General features: G+C 69.2%; 15 protein-coding genes. 10 read left to right on the top strand and 5 right to left on the bottom strand.

Annotated features, from left to right (window positions below):
• Nucleotides 1-107 precede the first annotated feature (107 nt).
• Nucleotides 108-4,076, bottom strand: a complete 3,969-nt coding sequence (locus tag ACSQ3N_RS00290; protein ID WP_436145315.1) for a WG repeat-containing protein — start codon at nt 4,074-4,076, stop codon at nt 108-110.
• 242 nt (nt 4,077-4,318) lie between these two features.
• Between ACSQ3N_RS00290 and ACSQ3N_RS00285 the strand changes: the two genes are divergently transcribed.
• From ACSQ3N_RS00285 to ACSQ3N_RS00265, 5 genes are all read left to right on the top strand, one after another.
• Nucleotides 4,319-4,732, top strand: a complete 414-nt coding sequence (locus ACSQ3N_RS00285; protein WP_436145314.1) for a YciI family protein — start codon at nt 4,319-4,321, stop codon at nt 4,730-4,732.
• A 27-nt stretch (nt 4,733-4,759) separates the two neighbouring features.
• Complete coding sequence (locus tag ACSQ3N_RS00280; protein ID WP_436145313.1) at nt 4,760-5,299, top strand: SRPBCC family protein; 540 nt, start codon at nt 4,760-4,762, stop codon at nt 5,297-5,299.
• A 65-nt stretch (nt 5,300-5,364) separates the two neighbouring features.
• Nucleotides 5,365-5,772 (top strand): VOC family protein, encoded by a 408-nt coding sequence (locus tag ACSQ3N_RS00275; RefSeq protein WP_056171573.1) that lies wholly within the window; start codon nt 5,365-5,367, stop codon nt 5,770-5,772.
• A gap of 19 nt (nt 5,773-5,791) precedes the next feature.
• Nucleotides 5,792-7,084 (top strand): RNA polymerase sigma factor, encoded by a 1,293-nt coding sequence (locus ACSQ3N_RS00270; RefSeq protein ID WP_056171571.1) that lies wholly within the window; start codon nt 5,792-5,794, stop codon nt 7,082-7,084.
• Nucleotides 7,085-7,251: 167 nt separating this feature from the next.
• Nucleotides 7,252-7,776 (top strand): GFA family protein, encoded by a 525-nt coding sequence (locus ACSQ3N_RS00265; protein ID WP_056171569.1) that lies wholly within the window; start codon nt 7,252-7,254, stop codon nt 7,774-7,776.
• A gap of 122 nt (nt 7,777-7,898) precedes the next feature.
• Here ACSQ3N_RS00265 and ACSQ3N_RS00260 read toward each other — a convergent pair whose 3' ends face one another.
• On the bottom strand, nt 7,899-8,402 hold the full coding sequence (locus tag ACSQ3N_RS00260; protein ID WP_056171568.1) for a reverse transcriptase-like protein: 504 nt from the start codon (nt 8,400-8,402) through the stop codon (nt 7,899-7,901).
• A gap of 55 nt (nt 8,403-8,457) precedes the next feature.
• Complete coding sequence (locus ACSQ3N_RS00255) at nt 8,458-8,727, bottom strand: DUF3297 family protein (protein WP_056171566.1); 270 nt, start codon at nt 8,725-8,727, stop codon at nt 8,458-8,460.
• Nucleotides 8,728-8,858: 131 nt separating this feature from the next.
• On the opposite strand from ACSQ3N_RS00255, the gene ACSQ3N_RS00250 reads away from it, so the two are divergent.
• From ACSQ3N_RS00250 to ACSQ3N_RS00235, 4 genes are all read left to right on the top strand, one after another.
• A complete protein-coding gene (locus tag ACSQ3N_RS00250; protein ID WP_056171565.1) occupies nt 8,859-9,380 on the top strand; it encodes a sigma-70 family RNA polymerase sigma factor in 522 nt (173 codons plus the stop codon).
• Nucleotides 9,381-9,394: 14 nt separating this feature from the next.
• Complete coding sequence (locus ACSQ3N_RS00245; RefSeq protein WP_056171563.1) at nt 9,395-10,444, top strand: FecR family protein; 1,050 nt, start codon at nt 9,395-9,397, stop codon at nt 10,442-10,444.
• A gap of 87 nt (nt 10,445-10,531) precedes the next feature.
• Entirely contained in the window at nt 10,532-12,979 is a 2,448-nt protein-coding gene (locus ACSQ3N_RS00240) for a TonB-dependent siderophore receptor (RefSeq protein ID WP_082517062.1), read from the top strand.
• Nucleotides 12,980-12,994: 15 nt separating this feature from the next.
• Nucleotides 12,995-14,212 carry a PepSY-associated TM helix domain-containing protein gene (locus ACSQ3N_RS00235; protein ID WP_436145312.1) on the top strand — a complete coding sequence of 406 codons (1,218 nt, stop codon included), beginning with the start codon at nt 12,995-12,997 and terminating at the stop codon, nt 14,210-14,212.
• 18 nt (nt 14,213-14,230) lie between these two features.
• Here the strand turns inward: ACSQ3N_RS00235 and ACSQ3N_RS00230 are convergent, their stop codons facing one another.
• The gene (locus ACSQ3N_RS00230) at nt 14,231-14,875 is read right to left on the bottom strand and encodes a 3'-5' exonuclease (RefSeq protein ID WP_436145311.1); all 645 of its coding nucleotides are present in this window, start codon (nt 14,873-14,875) and stop codon (nt 14,231-14,233) included.
• Between the two features lie 226 nt (nt 14,876-15,101).
• Between ACSQ3N_RS00230 and ACSQ3N_RS00225 the strand changes: the two genes are divergently transcribed.
• On the top strand, nt 15,102-15,383 hold the full coding sequence (locus tag ACSQ3N_RS00225; protein ID WP_056171556.1) for a hypothetical protein: 282 nt from the start codon (nt 15,102-15,104) through the stop codon (nt 15,381-15,383).
• A 58-nt stretch (nt 15,384-15,441) separates the two neighbouring features.
• Here ACSQ3N_RS00225 and ACSQ3N_RS00220 read toward each other — a convergent pair whose 3' ends face one another.
• On the bottom strand, nt 15,442-16,830 hold the full coding sequence (locus tag ACSQ3N_RS00220) for an extracellular catalytic domain type 1 short-chain-length polyhydroxyalkanoate depolymerase (RefSeq protein ID WP_436145310.1): 1,389 nt from the start codon (nt 16,828-16,830) through the stop codon (nt 15,442-15,444).
• Between the last annotated feature and the right edge of the window lie 13 nt (nt 16,831-16,843).

The following is a 16,843-nucleotide window of genomic DNA, read 5'->3' as shown; positions in this document are numbered from 1 at the left end:
ATTATCCGGGCGGTGGTGTAACCCAACGCGCGGGTTGCAATGTCTTACTCCACCGTTGTGATGCCAGGGCGCCATGCCCAGACATGCGGACACAGAGCGTGCCAGGGTCAGTCTTTCTCCCCCCGCGCCGCCAACGCCAGACCCACACGCCGGTACAACCGCCGCCAGCCGAACACATACACCACGACCACGATGGCCGTCACGGCCAGCGCCGCGCTGGCGGGCGTGGCAAAGAGGAAGCGCCAGGCCCAGTATGCGTCGGCAAAGCCCATGAGCGCAAAGGTGAGCAGCCCGATCCACGGCCCTTCGGCGCGCCAGGCGGCCACCGACACGAAAGCGTGGCCCACGAGTGCGGCCAGGCCCAGCAGCAGGTTGGTCACCAGCGCCAGCACCGCGCGCTGCTCGAACCAGCCGGCCAGGCCGCGCAGCGTGGGCGGTTCGCTGGATCGGGCGGTCACGGCGGCCTCCACCATGAACGCGGCCACCATGCCCTTGTGCTGCAGGCGGCGTGCGGCGGTGTCCTGGCCCTTGAGGGCGGACTCGACGAGGCGGCGGCTCAGCCAGTGGCCGGCTCCGCTGGAGCGGGCGCTCTCGTCCTCATCCTCATCCCTGTCGCGCGGCAGGCGTGCGGCGGCTTCCTGGGCGTCGCTGCGCAGGGGTTCGGGCACATGCTCCAGGGCGCTGTGGCTGTCGCGCAGCGCATGGGCGCAGACCGCCACGGTGCGCAGCGCGGGCGGCACCTCGGCCAGGCGGCAGCCGCTGTCCTGCACATGCGCAATGCAGGCGTCCTCGCTCAGCATGTCGGCAGGAATCTGGTCGAACGCTTTCACGCCCTGCCGCAGGGCTGCCGCGTACCGCGCGGGCGTCATCAGGCGCTTGGGCACGAAGCGCACCGTGTCTTCGTCGGCCGCCACGGCGGCATCGACCATGGCGTGGGTGATGCGTTCGCGCGGCACGTCGGCCAGCGTGCGCGGGTGCGAGGCCAGCTGCGCGATCAGCGTGGCGTCATCGGCCGCGTGGGCCTGGGCTTGCGCCAGGGACTGCAGCCAGCGCGTGTCCTCATCGCTGTCCCATTGCGCGGTGTAGGGCGACTGCAGCGACAGCACGGACGAGGCTTCCAGCGCCGCCTCCTGCGTGCGGCCCAGGGCGCGCAAGGCGCTGGCCAGGATGTAGTGCGCATGCTCTGCGTGGCGCACGCGGCCTTGGCCCAGTCGGGCGTCGGCCACCGCGCCTTCGTGGTCGCCGGCCCACAGCCGCGCCCAGGCGCGCTGCACGTGCCAGTGGCTGCTTTCGCGCGGCTCGCCGTCCTGGCGGGCCTGCGCGAGGTCGTCGTCGATCAGCCGCGTGGTCACCGCCTCGCGCAGCGCATCGGGCACTGCGGGGAACATGTCCCAGCGGTCCTGCAGCGCGGCCACGCACACCTCGGTGGTGCGCAGCGGCGCAGGGATCTTGTCCAGCGACAGGCCGTTGGCGCGCGCCGACGCCAGGCACAGCGCGGGCGTGAGCATGTCGGCGGGAATGTGCTCGATCAGGCAGCCGTAGTCGTGCCGCACGGCGCGCTCGGCCAGTGCGGGCGTGATCTTGCGCGGGTCGATGTAGCTGATGTTGTAGATGTCGGCCTGCAGCGCGGCCTGCTCCACCGCATCGGTGCGCAGCCAGTGCGCCAGGTCCTTGAGCGGCGCCTGGGCGCGCACGGCCTTGAGCGCCAGCTCGGGCGTGAGCAGGCAGCCCCACACGTCGCACAGGCTGTTGTGGTCCCAGGCGGTGGGGATGCGGCTGTTGCGTTCGTCGCGCCAGTCCCACTCGGGCTGGCCGGCATAGAGGCTGCGCGCCAGCGCCAGCGCTTCGGCGGTCATGCATTCGGGCGGGATGTCGGCCGCCTCGCGCAGGCCGCGGCGCACCAGGGCTGCGAGCCGCGCGGGCGTCTGCCAGGCGGGGGGCACGGACTCCAGCGCCGCGACGTTCGCGGTCAGCGCAGCGTCCACCAGGGCGTCGTCTAGCCATTCAGCCGACACGTGGGCGATGGCGTAGCGGTCGTCCTGCACGGCGCGCAGCCAGTCGCCGCGGGTCTGGGGCATCGGCGTGTCGGGCTCGTCATCGGGCGGCTGGCTCTGCGGTAGCGACGGGCCATCGCTGTCCGGGCCTTCCCGTGGGTCGCTGTGAGCGGGCAGCGCGGCCGGCGTGGCGGGGGCTGCCGTGCGGGTGCGCTGCGCCAGCTGCAGCGCATCGATGCTGGGCGCGGCCATGAGCCACAGCTCCCACCACACATCGCCGTCGCCCGAGTCCGAGTGCTTGTACAGCGTGAGCCATTGTTCGCGCGCTTCGTGCAGCGCGCCGCTGTCGCCCGGCAGCGGCTTGGCCAGCGCCACGGGCCAGGCCTGGGTGTACTCGCCCCGGCGGTGCCACGGGGCGGCGTGCTCCGGGTTGGGGTCGGCGGCGCCCAGGCGCTCGGTCAGCTGCTGCACCATGGCCACGCGGGCTTCGTCGACCGCGCGGTTGAGGTCGGTGCACAGGAATTCGTACGGCCCGTTGTGCGACTCGCTCAGGTAGGCGCGCATCACGCGGCGCACGACCACCGTGCGGTCGGCCTGCACCTGGTCGGGCTCCTGGTCTTCGTCGGAATCGCCGTCGTCGCCATCGCCGTTCTCACCGTCCACGGGCCCGTCCGGCGCGAGTTCATCGCCCGCGGCCAGTCGGTGCAGCCGCGCCTCCGCATCGGCCAGCAGGTCCAGCGCCAGCGGCACGATGCCGTCCAGCGTTTCCAGGTTTTCAAGGTGGTCGGTCAGCGGCGCGTTGAAGAACGGGCCTGGGGGCCAGCAGTTCTCGCGCACGCCGCTGCGCCACAGCGGTGTGCCGGCCGCGTCGAGCAGGGCCACCTGCTGCCCGTCGTAGTGGGCGCGCCAGGTGATGGCCCCTTCGCCGTCGATGAAGGCCAGCTGCCCGTCGCGCGTGAGAAACGGCACCAGCGGCGTATCCGGCGGGTGCGCCACCATCCAGCCGTCGCCATCCGTCAGCGGCTCCAGCAGGTGCTCGGGCGCGGGCACGAAGCGGCCCTCGGGGTGCAGCAGGCCCCAGTGCGCCGGGGCGGTGGCACCGCTGCGGGCGGCGGCGGTGCGTGCCACGGCATAGCAGCTCTCGGTCGAAAAATCCGTGCCGTAGCTCAGCGGCGGGGTGGGCAGCGGCGTGCCGTCCGCCATGAGGAAGCTCGTGCCGTCGTAGCTGTTGGCGGCCACGCCGCACGCCATGCGCGGCGAGAGGTGGCGCCCGCCCTTGACCACCACCTTGCCGCGTTCATTGAGGTAGCCGTGGCCGTTGTCCCAGGCGTTGGGTTCGTCGAAGAAGGCCAGGCCCTCGGCGTTGAAGGCGTCGATGCGCGGGTAGCGCGGCTGCAGTACCCAGTGGCCCTTGGCGTCGATGAGGCCGTAGAGGTCTCCGTCCAGCGTGGCCGCGGTCGTGGCCGACTCGCCAAAGGGCCGCGCGTCGCGAAATCGCGGCTCGATCACCCAGCGGCCCGTGCCGTCCACGAAGCCGTGGGTGCGTTCGTTGCGGGACTTCTTCCACAGCGTGGCGCGCGCCAAGCCGTTGGCACCGAAAGCGCCCAGCTCATGAAAGACCTCGTCGCAGGTGGTGCGGCCGGTGCGGTTGATGATGCGCCAGGCATCTTGCCCTACCTGCACCGCGCTCAGGCCGTGGCGAAACGGCTGGGCATTGTCGAAGGCGGGCGGGATGACCACCGCGCCGGTCAGGTCGATGAAGCCCCAGCGCCCGCCATCGCAAAAGCGCGCCAGGCCGTCTTCGGAAAAGCTGCGTGCGTTGTGCAGCGTGGGCGGTACGCGCCAGCGGCCCTCGCCGTCGATGTAGCCCCACAGCCCGTGGGCGGCCCGGGCCGCGCCGATCCATCCTCCGCGGCCGTCGGCCCAGAAACGCAGCACCTCGGCCAGGCCCTCGGGCGGCACCACCGCCCGGCCCGGGTGGACGATGAGCACTGCCAGGGTCTGGTGGCTGGGTTCCAGCGGAATGCTGGCCAGCCACGGGGGTGTCGGTTCGGTGTCGTTGTTGTTGCTGTCGCTGGTCATTGTTGGTGGGGGTCCCTCGCGGGGCATCCTAACGATGCATCCGGGTGCGGCCGGTAACCATTTGCACGGCTTGGCAGATACGCCACAGGAGCCCCTTGCGCAGGGGCATGCCGAGTTTTTTTCTACGTAGAAACCCGCAATCTGCCGACAGCGTGTCGATCTGGCGCAGGTTCGTTCGTCGTGCAGATGAAGGCCGACCATTCGCTGCGTCCCGCACCCCGAACCCTTGCCAGGAGAACCCCATGCGATTCATGATCATCGTGAAAGCCACCGCCGAGTCCGAGCGCGGCGACATGCCCACCGAACCCCTGATGGCCGCCATGGCCCGCTACCACGAGGCGCTGGCACAGGCCGGCGTGCTGCTCGATGGCAGCGGCCTCAAGCCCAGCGCGCAGGGCTGGCGCGTGCACTATGGTGCTGCCGGTGAACGGACCGTCACCGACGGCCCGTTCACCGAGACCAAGGAGCTCATCGCCGGGTACACGCTGATCCAGGTGCGCAACCGCGACGAGGCGCTGGAATGGACGCGCCGCTTCCCCAACCCCCGCGGCGAGGGCCTGGCGGCCGAGATCGAGGTGCGCCCCCTGTACGAGATGGAGGACTTCGCCGCCGTAAAGGGCGTGGAGCACTTTCGCGAACTCGAAGCCCGGGGCTGACCTCCTACCCGACCTGGAGCCATCACCATGATCAAGACCATCGCCCTCGTGCTGCTCGCCGCCCTGGCGCTGCTGCTGGCCTACGCTGCCACCCGCCCCGACACCTTCCGCGTGGAACGCAGCCGTGTGATCACCGCCCCGCCCGAGCGCGTGTACGGGCTGATCCACGACCTGCGCCAGTTCAATACCTGGAACCCATACGAACGCAAGGACCCCGCCATCCAGGGTGAGTACAGCGCCACCACCGCCGGCCCTGGCGCACGCTACGCCTGGCAGGGCGACAAGGTGGGCACCGGCAGCATGGAGATCGTGGAGGCATCGGCGCCCCACCGCGTGGGCATGAAGCTCGACTTCGTCAAGCCCTTCGAAGCCCACAACCAGGTCGAGTTCACGCTGCAGCCCGAAGGTGCGGGCGCCACCCGCGTCACCTGGGCCATGCAGGGCCCGGTGCCCTACCTCGCCAAGATCGCGCACCTGTTCTTCAACATGGACCGCATGGTGGGGCAGGACTTCGAGGACGGCTTGGCCAATCTGCAGGCCGTGGCGCTGGGCAAACCCGCAGCCTGAAACCCGCCACCCCTTTGCCAAAGCTTTCGTTTCCCTTTACCTTCACACCCCTTCAGGAGCCTCTCATGCACCAACAAATCTTCGTGAACCTGCCCATCGAGAACATGGCCCGCTCGCAGGCGTTCTTTCGCGCACTGGGCTACGAGTTCAACCCCGACTTCACCAACGAACAGGGTGCCTGCCTGGTGGTGGGCGAGAACCTTTTCGTGATGCTGCTGGTCAAGGACTTCTACCAGACCTTCACCAGCAAGGCGATCGCCGACGCGCGCACCACGTCGGAAGTGCTGCTGTGCTTCTCGTGCGATAGCCGCGAAGAGGTCGACGCCCTGGTGGCCAAGGCTGTGGCGGCCGGCGGCACCTCGCCCCGCCCGGGGCAGGACCTGGGCTTCATGTACTCGCGCAGTTTTGACGACCTCGATGGCCACAGCTGGGAGTTCGTGCACATGGTGGATGCCAGCAAGGCGCTGGGCTGAGCGTTCACCGAGGCCACCGATGCACGACCCCCGCAGTCCCGATGCCGATGCCCTGCACCGCACCATCGATGCCGTCTGGCGCATCGAGGCCGCCCGCATCATCGCCAGCGTGGCGCGCATGACGCGCGACGTGGGGCGGGCCGAAGAGCTGGCGCAGGACGCGCTGGTGGCCGCGCTGGAGCACTGGCCCGCCACCGGCCTGCCGGCCAACCCTGCAGCATGGCTCATGACCACGGCCAAGCGCCGTGCCATCGACCACCTGCGCCAGCAGGCCCTGCACGCGCGCGAGCACGAGGCGCTGGGCAAGGACCTGGAGGCGCTCGAAGCCCAGTACGCGCCCGACGTGGTGGACACACTGGTGGCCGCGCAGCAGGACGATATCGGCGACGACCTGCTGCGCCTCATCTTCACCGCCTGCCACCCGGTGCTGCCCACCGAGGCGCGCGTGGCGCTCACGCTGCGGCTGCTGGGCGGCCTGACCACGGCCGAGATCGCGCGGGCGTTTCTGGTGCCCGAGCCCACGGTGGCGCAGCGCATCGTGCGGGCCAAGCGCAGCCTGTCGGCCGCCCACGTGCCCTTCGAGGTGCCCGGCGAGGCCGAGCGCGCGCCGCGCCTGGCGTCGGTGCTGGAAGTCATCTACCTGGTCTTCAACGAAGGCTATGCCGCCACGGCGGGCGACGACTGGATGCGCCCCGCGCTGTGCGGTGAGGCCCAGCGCCTGGTGCGCGTGCTGGCCAGCCTGGTGCCCGACGAGCCCGAGGTGCATGGCCTGGTGGCGCTGCTGGAGATCCAGGCCTCGCGCCTGCCCGCACGCACCGATGGCGAGGGCAAGCCCGTGCTGCTCATGGACCAGGACCGCGCGCGGTGGGACCAGTTGCTGGTGCGCCGGGGCCTGGCCGCCCTGGACAAGGCCGAACAGCTGGCGCGCGCAGGCCATGCCTGGGGCCCCTACGCCCTGCAGGGCGCCATCGCTGCCTGCCATGCGCGCGCACGGCGCGCCGAGGACACCGACTGGGCCCACATCGTGGCGCTGTACGACGCGCTGGTGCAGGTGGCGCCCTCGCCCGTCGTGGCGCTGAACCGCGCCGTGGCCGTGGGCATGGCCGAAGGCCCGGCGGCCGCGCTGCGCCTGGTGGACGAGATCGCGGCCGACCCTGTGCTGGCCCAGTACCACTGGCTGCCCAGCGTGCGCGGCGACCTGCTGGCCAAGCTGGGCCGCGTGGCCGAGGCGCGCGCCGAGTTCGAGCGTGCGGCGGGCCTCACGCGCAACGCGCAGGAAAAGGCCCTGCTGCTGGCGCGCGCGGGCGGCTGACAGGCGTCGCGCTGCATGCGTCCATCCCAACCCCGCCCGTACGCACCTCGAACCCACCACGCAGGCGCTCAGCGGCGGTGGTGTCAGCGTGTGCGTTGACCGCGTGATTTTGTGGCGCGTTTTCGCCAGAATGGGGCCATCCCGGGCCACCCCATCATCGCTGCGCCATGACACACCCTGACACTGCGTCGTTCCCCCTGGAAGGCGGCTGCGCCTGCCGCCATGTCCGCTACCGCATGCTCACCGCACCGCTGTTCGTGCACTGCTGCCACTGCCGCTGGTGCCAGCGCGAGAGCGGCGCGTCGTTTGCATTGAACGCCATGATCGAGTCCGACCGCATGGCGCTGCAGGTGGGCGCGGTCGATCTGGTGGACACACCGTCGGACAGCGGCTTCGGCCAGAAGATCGCGCGCTGCCCGCACTGCCGCGTGGCGGTGTGGAGCCACTACTCCGGCGCGGGCCCGCTGGTGGCCTTTGTGCGCGTGGGCACGCTGGACGCGCCGGACCTGTTGCCGCCCGACATCCACATCTACACCCAGTCCAAACAGCCCTGGGTGGTGCTGCCGCCCGGCACTCCCGCCGTGCCTGAGTACTACGAGCGCGACACCCACTGGCCGCCCGACAGCCTGGCACGCCGCCAGGTGCTGCTGCCGAGGATCACGGCGTACCGGGAGGCGCTGGGGCTGGATTGAGGGGGCCTGGGGTTTCGCACACAGAACGTGTCACGCGGGACTTGTCTTCACGCTCTCTTCCCTTGCGGGAGAGGGAACAAGGCAGGGGCGCGTGCAGATGGCATGCGCCAGCCCCCGGCTCCTCACCGCCGCTTCTGTCGTTTCTTCTTCGTACGGGTGTGATGCCCCGTGGACGGCTTGGGCGCCAACCCCAGCGCCCCACGTGCCAGTGCATCGGCCTGACCGTTGCGATGGCGTGGAATCCACTGCACGCTCACATCGCCGCAGGCCTGCATCATCGCGCGCACTTCATCGAACAAGCCGGCCAGCCTGGCGATGGGAGGCACCCGCGGACTCCCGGCGGGGCGGGTGGTGCCCAGTTGCTCCACCAGCACGCTGTTGTCGCTGTAGGCCATCACGGCGCTGCCGGCAGCGCCACCCTGGCTTTGCAGCCAGCGCAGCGCCAGGGCCAGCGCCCGCAGCTCGGCCTCGTTGTTGCAGCCGGTGAAGGTGGTGGCCTCGGACAGCTGCTGCGCCACCGTGCCATCGGGCGCACACACCACGGCACCCAGGCCCATGCGCCCCGGGTTGGGCACCGCACTGCCGTCGCAATGGATCACCCAGGGTGCGGCGTTGTCGTCAGGCATGGAAAAAAAAGACGCGCGGCAGATCCCGGCGCGGCGCAGCCGCGCGGGCCCCGTGTCACTTGTAGAAAGCCTCGACCTTGCCTTTGAGCTTGATCATCAGCGGGTGGCCCTTGCGGTCCACCGTCTTGCCCGCAGGCACCTTCACCCAGCCCTCGCTGACGCAGTATTCCTCCACATCGGTGCGGTCCTTGCCGTTGAAGCGGATGCCGATGTCATGCTGGAACACCGCAGCCACGTGGTGCGGGCTGCGCGGGTCCACGCTCAGGTGGTCGGGGAGTGCGGGACGGCCGGTGGCGGTCGTGGCGGCTGGCGTGGTGTCGGTCATGCGGTGGTCTGGTTGCAAAGCAAAAGCGCGTATTTTCTTTGATTCGCTGGCGGGCCTGCGAGATGCCACATACCGTCGAGGGCATGGCGATACAATTGTGAATAATTCTCATTCGTTACAACACGGGCCCCATGCCAGCCGCCGAGCCTGCCCTGCAGCAGGAATTGCACGCTCTGTACAGCAAGCACCATGGCTGGCTGTTCGGGTGGTTGCGTGCGCGCATGGGCTGCGCGCACAACGCGGCCGACGTTGCGCAGGACACCTTCGTGCGCATCATTGCCTCGCGCGATGCTTTGACGGGCATGCGCGAGCCGCGCGCTTATCTCACCACCACCGCCAAGCGCTTGCTCGTAGACCGTGCTCGCCGCCAGCAGGTCGAGCAGGCCTACCTGGCCGAGCTGGCGCACGCCGCGGGTGCCGCAACCGGCCACCACTCCCCGGAAGACACGCTGATGGCGGTGCAGGCGCTGGTGCAGATCAGCACGGCGTTGCAAGGAACACCTGCCAAGGCGCGAGAAGCTTTTGTTCTGCATTACCTCGACGGTGAGAGCCATGCCAGTGTGGCGGCACGCCTGGGTGTGTCCGATCGCATGGTGCGCAAGTATCTGGTGCAGGTTCTGCTGCAGTGCCGTGCCAACGGTGCCCCGGTCTGATCGCGGGCATATCCATGCGCACCCCTATCCCTGATCCTGTCGCTCAGGAGGAGATGGCCCGCCAGGCTGCCGAGTGGATCGTTCAGCTCACGGCCGATGGTGCAGACGAGCGGGATCGGGCCCGGCGCGGTTTTGAGGCCTGGAAGGCCACGGACCCCCGGCATGCGGCCGCCGCGGCCGAGATGGAATCCCTGCTGGGCCAGGTCCAGTCTATGCGTGAACGTGCCGGTGGTTTCCCCCAGACCACCCAGGCTGCCAAGGCCGCCTTGCGCGCCGGCTTGGCACGCCCGCGCAGCGGTGCGCGGCGTGTTGGTGTGGCCATGGCCTGCGCGCTCGCCGTGTCGGCCTGGTGCGCGCTGCAGGCCTGGCCTGCTGGCTATCTGCTGGCGGGCCTGCGAACATCCACGGGACAGTGGCAGTCCCACATCCTGGCCGACGGCAGCCACCTCACCCTCGGCAGCGCCAGTGCCGTGAATGTCCGCTATGGCGCGGACGGCCGCACCGTGGAGTTGGTGCAGGGCGAGATCCTTGTGGACGTGGCCCGCGACGGCCAGGCGCTTGCAGGTCCGCGCCCCTTCGATGTGGAGACGCCCGAGGGCCGCATCCGCGCGCTGGGCACCCGTTTCGCTGTGCGGCGCATGGATATGGCCGAAGGACCGGTCACCGAACTCACCATGCTGGAGTCCACCGTCGCAGTGCAGCAGGCTGATGGCCACCCAGCCGGCGGCGAGGGTACCCGCGTGCATGCTGGCGAACGCGTGCGCATCACCCGCCACGGCGTCGGCGCAGTGCAGCCCGTCGATGTACGCAGCGCCGCGCAGGCCTGGGCCGCGCACCAACTGGTGGCCAACGACCGGCCGCTGTCCGAGGTGCTGGACGAGCTGGCCCGCCACCGTCCCGGTCACCTCCGCTATGACCGCAGTGCCATCGAGGGCATCCGCGTTTCGGCCGTGCTGCCACTGGACGACACCGACCAGGCTTTGCAACTGCTGCTCACCAGCTTCCCGCAGCTGCGCGTGCGCACCCTCACTCCCTGGCTGGTTCTGGTAGACGTCCAGTCCTGATTTTTTTGGATTTTTGGGAGTTTCCGGTTCCGCTGTGGCGTTCTCGTGCGTCATGCAGTGAACAACGTCACCCCAGGAATCCCTTCTATGCTCTTCACCCTCCCCGCACGCCCGGTTCTGAGAGCCCGGCTCGCCCCTTTGGCGCTGCAGATGGCCCTGGCCGGGCTGGCGGCGGCCGCGTTGCCCGTACAGGCGCAACCTGCCGCCCAGGCAGCGCGGTCTTACGACATTCCCGCCGGCCCCCTGGCGGAGGCGCTCAACCGATTTGCCCAGCAGGCGGGCGTGGCGATCGCGGTGGACGCGGCACGTGTGCAGGGCCTTCGCACCCCGGGCCTGCAGGGCAGCTACGGTGTGGAGGACGGATTCTCCGAATTGCTGCGAGGCAGTGGCCACGCCATCGGCCGTACGCCGGCGGGCTATGTGCTGGTGGCCGCACCGCAAAAAGCCGGAGTACAAGACTCTCTGCCTGTCGATGCGGGAAAGACGCTTCCCCAGGTGCGCGTCACCGCCGCCGCCGAGGTAGAGACGGCCACCAGCCCGCTGCGCGGCTACACGGCCACCCGTAGCGCCACCGCCACCCGCACGGACACCCCGCTGATCGAGACGCCGCAATCGATCTCGGTCGTGGGCAGCCAGCAGATGCAGATCCAGCACGCGCAGACGCTGCAGGACGCCCTGGGCTACACCGCCGGCATCGCCTCCGGGGCTGCGGCGATCAACCCCAGCCAGGGTGATTCGTTCTTCCTGCGCGGTTTCCAGGCCGACATGCAGTTCGGCAGCTTCTACCGCGACGGCATGCGCTACATGGCCAACATCTACAACGGCAAGCAGGAACCCTATGGCCTGGAGCGTGTGGAGTTTCTCAAAGGCCCATCGTCCATCCTCTACGGCGCCGCGGCACCGGGCGGAGTGGTCAACACCGTGACCAAGCGGCCCCAGCGCGAGGCCTACCGCGAAGTGAATCTCGAAGTGGGAAGCCACCAGCGCCGCCAGGTGTCGGCCGACCTCACGGGCCCCATCGGCGCCGAAGGCGTGTGGTCCTACCGCCTCACGGCCCTGGCACGCAAGAGCGACACCTTCATCGACTTCGGCCGGGACGACCGCATCTATGTGGCGCCAGCGCTCACCTGGCGCCCGTCGGCGGCCACAGCGGTCACGCTGCTGGCCAGCCACCAGAAGTCGCGGCAGAGCGATGCCGGCACCTTGCCCATCATCGGTACGTTGCAAGACCACCCGCTTGGCGAGATTCCCCGCAGCCGCTACCTTGGTGAGCCGGGCTACAACCGTTTCGACACCACTATCAGCACCCTGGGCTACGTCGTCGAGCACGCGCTATCGGACACCCTGCAACTGAGCCACGCATTGCGCCGTTTTCAGTCCAGCCTGGACTCGAACTACTTCCTGAGCGGAGGCTGGGTGGCCGGGCCGACTCGCCAGAGGCTCGCCCGCCAGTCGCGCATGCACGACGATCACACGGCGGTGTTCACCACCGACACCCACCTGCAGTACCGCCTGGGCAGTGGCGCCGTGCAGCACGCGCTGCTCGGCGGCGTGGACTATGCCCGCTCCGAATACGACACCGTGCGCGAGCGCGGCACGCTGGCGCCCATCGACGTCTTCGCTCCCGTTTATGGCGCGCCCTTCACCACCAGCACCTGGCGGCATCTGAAGGACAACCGGCGCCAGTTCGGCGTCTACCTGCAGGACCAGATCAAGATCGACGGCCGCTGGGTGCTGCTGGTGGGCGGGCGCCACGACCGCTTCCGCAACGACGATGTCTTCAACGGCGCAGGCCAGACGCAGAAGAACACCGCTACCACCGGTCGCGCGGGTCTGGTCTACCTGACCGATAGCGGGCTCGCGCCTTACCTGAGCATCAGCCAATCGTTCAACCCTACGGGCGGCACCGACCGATCGGGTAAGTCCTTCGCACCCGACAAGGGCCTGCAGTACGAAGCCGGCGTTCGCTACCAGCCCGAAGGACGCGATACATCCGTGTCGGCTGCCGTTTACCAGCTCAAGCGCAAGAACGTGCTCACGCCCGATCCGGTAGAGCCGGGCTTTTCCGTACAGACCGGCGAAGTGGTGTCGCGCGGCCTGGAAATCGAAGCGCACACCCGCCTCGGTCAGGCCGTGCAGCTGATGGCCGCCTACACCTACACCGACGCGCGCGTGGCCCGCAGCAATGTGCCCGGCGAGGCCGGTGGGCGGTTCTTTGCGTCGCCCTACCATGTGGCCTCGCTGTGGGCGGACTACCGGCTGGGCAACTGGGGGCTGCCCGGTTGGACACTGGGTGCGGGCGTGCGCTACGTGTCCGCCAAGCCTGGCAGCGCGGCCAGTGCCAGCACCGGCGTGCCAGGCTACACCTTGGCGGATCTGCGGCTAGGCTATGAACAGGGTCCGTGGCACTACGCAGTCAACGTGAGCAACCTGGCTGACAAGCGCTACATACCTTCGGTCTGCTACAACGGTGTCACCGGCTGCGACTACGGCGCGCCGCGTTCGGTGGCCGCCAGCGTCGCTTACCGCTGGTAGCAAAGAGTGGCTGGAGTGCGCGTCCTGGCTGGGCGGCTGCACCGCTGGGCAGGCTTGGCAACGGCGTTGTTTCTCGCTGCGGCGGGCCTTACGGGCAGCGTGCTCGCTTTCAAGAACGAGCTCGAGGCCCTGCTCAACCCGCAGCTGTTTCAGGTCGCAGTGCCGCACGGTTCAGACACGGTTCGCAGCCTGCAGGACCCGTTCGTGCTGCGCGAGCAGCTGCAGCAGCGTTACCCCGCGGCACGGGCAGACTACCTGGGCTTTCCGCAACCGGGTCACTCGCTGATGTTCTTCCTCATGCCGCGGCCCCACGCCATCTCGGGCGATCCCATCGTGCCCACGCGGGATCAGGTTTTTGTCGACCCGTACACCGGAGCGGTACTGGGCGACCGGCAATGGGGCGTGTTGTGGTCCGAAGGCCGATGGCACGCCGAAAACCTCGTGCCCTTCGTCTGGCGCCTGCACGAGGCATTGGCCCTGCCGCATCCGTGGGGCAAGTGGTTCATGGGCGCCGTCGCGCTCGTGTGGACGCTCGACTGCTTCACAGGCCTGTGGCTGACCTTGCCTCGGGGCCAGCCATTTCTGCGCAAATGGCGTCCGGCATGGGGCATCAAGCGCGGTGCCTCCGCCTACCGCTTCACACTGGACCTGCACCGTGCATTCGGCTTGTGGCTGTGGGTTGCATTGCTCGTGTTCGCCTGGTCCAGTGTCATGCTCAACCTGCGCGAGGCTATCTACCGCCCGGTGATGTCGACCGCTTTTTCTTTCCAGGACGAAGCGCGGCAGCGGCCGCCCCGCCTGCCTTCGCCGCGGTGGGAGCCCGGGCTGGACTGGCGCGTGGCGCATGCCCGCGCGCGCGACAGCCTGCAGTCCCTGGCATCGAGCCAGGGGTTCCAGGTGCTGCGTGAGGACAGCCTGTGGTACCGGCCCGCCCAGGGTGCCTACCTGTATCGCACACGCACCAGTTGGGACCTGCGCGACGAAGTCGGACGCTCCGATCTCTGGATTGACGGGGACACCGGGGCGGTGCTGCTCACGAACTTCGAGGGCCGGGGACTGGGAGGCGACCAGGTATCGGCCTGGCTGCGCGTGTTGCATACCGGAGAAATCGGGGGCCTGGCCTACCGCATTGCCGTGGGCTTGGTGGGTGTCGTGGTCGCCATGCTCAGCGTGACCGGCATCATGGTCTGGGCCCGCAAGCGCCGTGCAAGGGCGCACGGCCGCTCTGATTGACCAGCGTTGGCAGAACGATCACGCGGGCGGCACGGCCTGCAGCGCGGTCGGCGCACTCTCGCCATGCTGCGCCAGCAGTTTTCCTATGCCCGGCTTCGCACAGCGCTGCAACGCCATCAGCAGCGCATGGCCTGGCTCGGCCACGCGCCACTGCGTGCGCAGGTCGTGCTGGATGCGCGCCAGCAGCGCGGCGGCCATCTCGGCATCGGCGAGCGCGCGGTGGGCCTGGCCGGTGCGCGGCAGGCCGTGGTAGTCCACCAGCGTCCCGAGCTTGTGGCTGGGCGCCTGGGGATACAGGCGGCGCGACAGCAGCACCGTGCAGGCAAACGGGGGCGGTGCGGCCACGCCGGCGAGTGCCAATTCGGCCTGCCAGAACTTGCTGTCGAACGCCGCGTTGTGCGCCACCATCGGTGCATCCCCCACAAACCGCGCCGCGTCGGCCATGACGCCTGCAGCATCGGGCGCGGCGTTCACCATGGCGTTGGTGATGCCGGTCAGTTGCGTGATGAATGCCGGAATCCACGCGCCCGTCTTCATCAGGCTCTGAAAGCGGTCCACCACCTGGCCTTTTTCCAGCAGCACGATGGCGACTTCGGTCGCGCGTGCGCCCTGGCCGGGCGAGACGCCGGTGGTTTCAAAGTCGATGACGGCGATGGGGGGCATGGGTGTGGATGCGAAAAAGAAGGATTGTGCCGCCGTGTTTGCCGCAGGTCCCGCCAGCCGGTGCGTGCTGTGTGCCCACCCCCGCGTGTCTGGAGTGCGGCTTTATGCAGAGCCCGGCGCGGCGCCATGTAATCGCCTGTCATCGCCATTCCGATCTCGCCTGCCTACATTGGCTTTCCGGGCCTGGCACGTCGCCGGGCTTCCCTCAACTTCCAGGAGATCCTCTATGCCTACTACCGTCAACATCGCCCAAGACGACTCTAAGGAGATCGATCTCGGCAATTCCACCGGCATGCACATTGCCGCCCCTGGCGCCCAGGCCAGAGTGCATGTCGACTATCTGCCCGCCGGCTCAAAAACCTACAGCAGCGCCATCAAGGCATCAGCCGGTTATGGCAATCCGTTTAACGTCTCTGCTGGCGGAACCAAGGACGTTCTCAAGACAGATCTGGAATCCGAGCATGTCAGGGTCGGCGCCCGGAATGCCAACATCACCGTGACCTATTGAGGCAGCCCGTCGCCAAGACGCGGCGCGGACTCTCGCACCCGGGGCGTGTGCCCCGATGTCAACCTTGGGCCGCAAGCCGCTGCTCCAGAAAGAACCGCAGCATCTCGCCCGTGGCATCCACCCCGCGCGGGTCGGTGTGGCTGCCCTGCGCGTTGCCACCGGCCCAGGCGTGGCCTGCGCCATGCAGCACCCAGTGCTCTGCCACCACGGGGCCTGCGTTGACGGACTCACCGCCAGCGGCCTCCGCGCGGCGGTGAACCGCCCGCGTGTAGCGCTGTCCGCTGCCTGACTGGCCTTGCTGCACGGTTTTGTGCAGCACCGCTGCGCCACCAGCAACGGCCCCCAGCGCGGCTTCGACCACCTGCTCGCCGTTGCGCGCGCTGACCGTGGCGTCTGCATCGCCATGGAAGACGATCACCGGGGTGACCGGCTGGCCTGGCGCTGCCACAGGGTTGCCGCGGGGATGGGGCTTGGCGCCCGTTTTCATCGCCGACAGTGCGCCCATCACGTTGTGTGCGGCACCGGCCTGAAGGCCCGAGTGCACGCCCACGGCGGCAAACACGTCCGGGTACTCGCGGCCCAGCAAGGCGGCCATGGCGCCGCCGGCGGACAGGCCTGCCACGTAGACGCGCTGGGCATCCACCGGGTGGCGTGCCATCACGTCGCGCACCATGGCCATCAGCAGCGCGGGCTCGCCGCTGCCGCGGCGCTGGTCTTCGGGGCGAAACCAGTTCCAGCAGCCGTTGGGGTTGGCGCTGTTCGGCTGGGCGGGGTACAGCACCAGTGCGTTGGCGGGTGCGGCAGCGCTGTTCATGCCGGTGCCGGTGGCAAAGTCCGTGGGGTTTTGCGTACAGCCATGCAGCATCAGCACCAGGGGCATGGGGGTGCCAGCCGCCGCGCCGGGTGGGACGTACAGGTGGTAGTGGTGCGGAGTGTGTGGCGCGCCGGGCTGCGTGAAGACCACGCGGGTGAAGCTGCCGGGTGCCTCGGCACTGGGGGCATTGCCTGCCCGCGCAGCCTTTGCGGGGCCCGAGGGCGCTGCGAATGGAGCTGCAGACGGTGTTGCAGATGGCGAAGTGGCGGTAGCAGGGCTGGCTTGCCCGGTGCCCGCGTTCTGGTGGCCTGCATGGCCTGCATGGTCGGTAGCGGCGCTGCCCTCGCCAGGGCGGGTGTCTCGCTCGATGACCACGGCGTCTTCCACATCCGGCGCCACGCCGGTGCGCCACGGCGCGGCGGTGCGAAAGCTGGCACCGGGCACTGGCGGCTGCTCCACGGCGGTGCTGGGGGCGTGTTCATTCGGTGTGCCGGTGCCTTGCGCAGCGGCGGGCGCCGTCGCTGGTTGGCCCAGCGCCTGCTGAATGGCCCGGGTGGCATCCGCCAGATGGCCGGTGCGCACCAGCTGGGTGGCTTCTCCCATCAGTTGCTTGAGTTTGTGGTTCCAGTCCATCGGGGTTCCTTGG

Source organism: Acidovorax sp. LjRoot194, assembly GCF_964253015.1.
In the GTDB taxonomy this organism is placed as follows: Bacteria; Pseudomonadota; Gammaproteobacteria; order Burkholderiales; family Burkholderiaceae_C; genus Acidovorax.
Note: the sequence above shows the minus strand (reverse complement) of the source record. Positions and strands in the feature narration are given on the sequence as shown.

Excerpts from the sequence above, each read along its gene's own strand:
- ACSQ3N_RS00270 (WP_056171571.1), top strand. The coding sequence starts at position 5,792 with ATGCACGACCCCCGCAGTCCCGATGCCGATGCCCTGCACCGCACCATC.
- ACSQ3N_RS00275 (WP_056171573.1), top strand. The coding sequence starts at position 5,365 with ATGCACCAACAAATCTTCGTGAACCTGCCCATCGAGAACATGGCCCGC.
- ACSQ3N_RS00265 (WP_056171569.1), top strand. The coding sequence starts at position 7,252 with ATGACACACCCTGACACTGCGTCGTTCCCCCTGGAAGGCGGCTGCGCC.
- ACSQ3N_RS00240 (WP_082517062.1), top strand. The coding sequence starts at position 10,532 with ATGCTCTTCACCCTCCCCGCACGCCCGGTTCTGAGAGCCCGGCTCGCC.
- ACSQ3N_RS00255 (WP_056171566.1), bottom strand. The coding sequence starts at position 8,727 with ATGACCGACACCACGCCAGCCGCCACGACCGCCACCGGCCGTCCCGCA.
- ACSQ3N_RS00285 (WP_436145314.1), top strand. The coding sequence starts at position 4,319 with ATGCGATTCATGATCATCGTGAAAGCCACCGCCGAGTCCGAGCGCGGC.
- ACSQ3N_RS00250 (WP_056171565.1), top strand. The coding sequence starts at position 8,859 with ATGCCAGCCGCCGAGCCTGCCCTGCAGCAGGAATTGCACGCTCTGTAC.
- ACSQ3N_RS00220 (WP_436145310.1), bottom strand. The coding sequence starts at position 16,830 with ATGGACTGGAACCACAAACTCAAGCAACTGATGGGAGAAGCCACCCAG.
- ACSQ3N_RS00290 (WP_436145315.1), bottom strand. The coding sequence starts at position 4,076 with ATGACCAGCGACAGCAACAACAACGACACCGAACCGACACCCCCGTGG.
- ACSQ3N_RS00280 (WP_436145313.1), top strand. The coding sequence starts at position 4,760 with ATGATCAAGACCATCGCCCTCGTGCTGCTCGCCGCCCTGGCGCTGCTG.
- ACSQ3N_RS00230 (WP_436145311.1), bottom strand. The coding sequence starts at position 14,875 with ATGCCCCCCATCGCCGTCATCGACTTTGAAACCACCGGCGTCTCGCCC.
- ACSQ3N_RS00245 (WP_056171563.1), top strand. The coding sequence starts at position 9,395 with ATGCGCACCCCTATCCCTGATCCTGTCGCTCAGGAGGAGATGGCCCGC.
- ACSQ3N_RS00225 (WP_056171556.1), top strand. The coding sequence starts at position 15,102 with ATGCCTACTACCGTCAACATCGCCCAAGACGACTCTAAGGAGATCGAT.
- ACSQ3N_RS00260 (WP_056171568.1), bottom strand. The coding sequence starts at position 8,402 with ATGCCTGACGACAACGCCGCACCCTGGGTGATCCATTGCGACGGCAGT.